This is a genomic window from Colwellia sp. BRX8-5, from assembly GCF_014077325.1.
Classification (GTDB): Bacteria; Pseudomonadota; Gammaproteobacteria; order Enterobacterales; family Alteromonadaceae; genus Colwellia_A.
The window spans coordinates 1-2,378 of the sequence record NZ_JACGVR010000062.1 but is presented as its reverse complement, the minus strand read 5'-3'; the positions used below and the strand labels follow the sequence as shown (position 1 = coordinate 2,378).

Annotated in this window: 2 protein-coding genes; both read right to left on the bottom strand. The window is 40.2% G+C overall.

Annotated elements, in window-relative coordinates:
* Positions 1 to 32 precede the first annotated feature (32 nt).
* A complete protein-coding gene (istB, locus tag H4J62_RS19840) occupies positions 33 to 800 on the bottom strand; it encodes an IS21-like element helper ATPase IstB (RefSeq protein WP_070373500.1) in 768 nt (255 codons plus the stop codon).
* Positions 793 to 2,286: an IS21 family transposase gene (gene istA, locus H4J62_RS19835; RefSeq protein ID WP_182218723.1), complete on the bottom strand. Its 1,494-nt coding sequence runs from the start codon at positions 2,284 to 2,286 to the stop codon at positions 793 to 795. Before istA ends, istB begins: the two co-directional genes overlap by 8 nt.
* Positions 2,287 to 2,378 lie beyond the last annotated feature (92 nt).

Here is a 2,378-nt window from a genome sequence, read left to right as displayed (position 1 = left end):
TATTAGACGTCAACTAACTTGTCCGGTTGGCGTCAATTAACTTGGCCGGTATTTGAATTTAGTTGCATAGCTTGTTTTTTTCGGTAACTTTCTCCTTTTATTTGATAGATATCACTGTGGTGAACAAGTCTGTCGATAGCAGCAACAGTCATCATGTTGTCACCAAATATACTATCCCACTCACTGAATGCTTGATTCGATGTGATCAACAAACTGCCTCGTTCATAACGATGTGCAATCAGTTCAAACAACACCTGACTTTCACTATCAGTCTTTTTCACATAGCCGATATCATCTAATATCAACAGCTCATATTTATCGAGTTTTCTTAGGGCATCAGTTAAGCCCAACGTTTCTTTTGCACGTTGGAGTTCTTGAACAATAGCTGTACTAGTGCTGAATTTAACGCGCACTGCTTTTTCAAGTAATGAGTAACCAATAGCACACGCTAAGTGAGTTTTCCCTAAACCACTAGCACCAAACAATAAGATATTATGGCCTTGTCTAAGCCAGTCAATCTGATTAACTTTTTGTTTCATTTGCAGTGACGTAATACCTTCTATTTCGTCAAATTTATATTGATGTAGTTGTTTACCTACGGGTAATTTACTCTCTTTAAGTAACCGTTTTAATCGACTTTCATGACGATGATTAGCTTCAAGTTCACATAGCTCGGCAAGGAATAATTCAGGCTCCCACTCCTGTGAAACAGCCTTTTGGGCAAGGACTTCCCATTCTTTGGCTATCGCACTTAAGCGCAGCTCTTTCAGTAATATTGGTAAGCTTAGAATATTAGCCATGTAACCCTCCAAGCAAACTATCGTAATCACTTATTTGATGTTGATGACTGACAATGTTTGGTATGACGAGCGTGCTAGGGGCAAACAATTTACGGCACATATCAATAGATATAAACTTACCTTGCTCGTGGTTTTTCAAGACATAACGACCAAGGGCATGCTCGCAATTATAGTTATGAGCGAGTAACAATAATTCAACCATATAACGACAGTCTTTATCGCTAACATGCTCTGCTGTTAACTGCTGCCACAACAAACTGAAGTCACCTTCTGGGATCAAATCTTCTCGTAACTGCGAGTATTTGAACGCATTGGGCTTTTTCGCAAGTGAGTGGATCACATGTTTATAATCTACTGCTCGTGATCTTAAGTGTCCTTGAGCATAGACTCTAGACAGGGATAACGTTTTTTCATGACCAAGAAATAAATCCAGCCGAGTATCATAAATGTGTACAAGTAATCGATGACTAATTAATCTAGAAGGTACGGTATACGTCACACGTTTAACACTGATGGTGCTGCTAGAGGTAACTTTAACGTATTGTTCGCAGAAGTCGTTGGTACGACGTTTAGGCAAATCATTTAAGTGCTTGCGCTCTTCATCAAATCGAGTTTTGCATTGGCGATTAATTTTGGCGACAATTACATCAAGAAACGATTGGTACTCGGTAATTGTCGCGAAATCACGACTGCCACGTAGTCGTAATTGCTGATCTACTTTTCGTTTTAAATGGCTATGTGCCACTTCAATCGCACCATTTTCATGAGCTACACCTTTATTGTTACGCGTTGCAACAACGCTATAGTGAGCACATAGCTTTTGATAGCGTTCAGTTAACGTTTCCTGTTCATAATGATTATTGAATGCAGCACTTAAGCTATCGGTTCGGTGTGTCTGTGGTACACCACCACTGCGCCAAAATGCATTTTGTAAACCTGTAGAGAGTGATTCGAAACTTTCACCGCCAAAGACAAGTTGAGCATACGTCCAGCCACTGAACACTAACTTGTAATGAAAAAGCTTATGAGAAAATGCTTGGCCTGCAATAGATATTTCAAGTTTGTTCATCCAAGTGTAATCAGATATCCCCATAAACCCTGGCATGTACTTTTGACGAAAGATAACTTCTTGCTCTGGCCCTTCAGTTGCCAACCACTTTTTGACTCGACGTTGTAACGTACGTAAATGATTGTGACCAAATTTACCTGGCATGAGTGTATCGAGCTGATCTAATAACGTTATGGGTTGAAGTTCAGGATCTGCTTTGAGCAATGGCACTAGATGCTCTTCAAACGCACCATTAAATGGATCTTTGCGTGTTCGATAAACCCTAGGGAGATGTGTGGTTGAATGCTGGCCGGATTCGATACGCCGAGCTGTACGCTCTGACATACCAGATTGGGCAGCGGCTGCTGTTTGTTTATGATCATTACGATAAGACATATATAAATTAACCTGTTGCTTGGTTATGGGTTTTCCAGACATATCTTTCTCTATTGAATTTGATATATCTAAAGTGTACCAAAACCGGTCAACCTAATTGTCGCGACCCGGCCAAGCTAATTGTCGCCTAATAG